Genomic DNA, 985 nt, shown 5'->3' on the forward strand with positions numbered 1-985 from the left:
GTTCTATCATCACAGAATGAATTAGTTGACAATGTCAAGATATGTGAGCCACTGGGAAGTAATGATCATAACCAGGTACATTTTACCATTACAGTAAAATCAGAAGGGAATAATAAAAAGCGGTACAGGAGAAACTTCCACAAAGGACGATATAAGGATATGAGGAAATATTTAGCAAAGATAGACTGGGATAACACACTGAAGAACAAGACAGCAATAGAATGCTGGAATATTTTAAAGGGTGAAATTGAATGCATCATTGATAAATGTATTCCATTGAAGAAAATAGGAAGACGGTCCAGAAAGAAACATTTATCAAAAGAAGCCATTAGAAAAATAAAGTATAAACAATTAATGTGGAAATTATACAGACTTACTGGAAATGAAGACAGCTACAACAGTTACAAAGAAGCACTTAATCAAGCTACAGCAGAAATTAGAAACTCAAAGAGAAGCTATGAACAGAAATTAGCATGTAACATAAAACATGACAGCAAGAGTTTTTATGCATATGTCCGGAGCAAACAGAAAGTTCAGGATAAGGTCGGTCCACTAGAGGACAGTGCTGGAAAAATAATATCAGAGGGATGTTTAATGGCAGAAAGTCTGAATGAGTATTTCAGTTCAGTTTTTACCAGGGAAGAAGTCAGCTCATTGCCAATACCAGAGACTAAGTTCATGGATACAGAATCAGACGACTATTTAGGGCAGTTAATTGTAACCCCGGAAATGGTAGCTAATAAAATAAAGACAATGAAAGATAATAAATCACCTGGAGTGGATGGGATTCCACCCAAATTGCTATTGGAGACTGTAGAGCAAATTAGCATACCGCTTGCAACAGTATTCAACTTATCATTAAAACAGGGAGTTGTTCCAGTAGAATGGAAAGAAGCAAATGTCATACCATTATTTAAAAAGGGATCAAGAAAGAAGGCAGAAAATTATAGACCAGTGAGCTTAACATCAGTAATCTGCAAGTTGT

Annotated in this window: 1 protein-coding gene; it reads left to right on the forward strand. The window is 35.5% G+C overall.

Annotation, left to right across the window (positions count from 1 at the left end; genetic code table 11):
• Nucleotides 1–985 (forward strand): hypothetical protein (locus D9V41_RS17895; RefSeq protein WP_166376079.1); only part of this gene is annotated, 985 nt, incomplete at both ends.

The sequence above is a fragment of the Aeromicrobium phragmitis genome (genome assembly GCF_003674095.1).
Lineage (GTDB): Bacteria > Actinomycetota > Actinomycetes > Propionibacteriales > Nocardioidaceae > Aeromicrobium > Aeromicrobium phragmitis.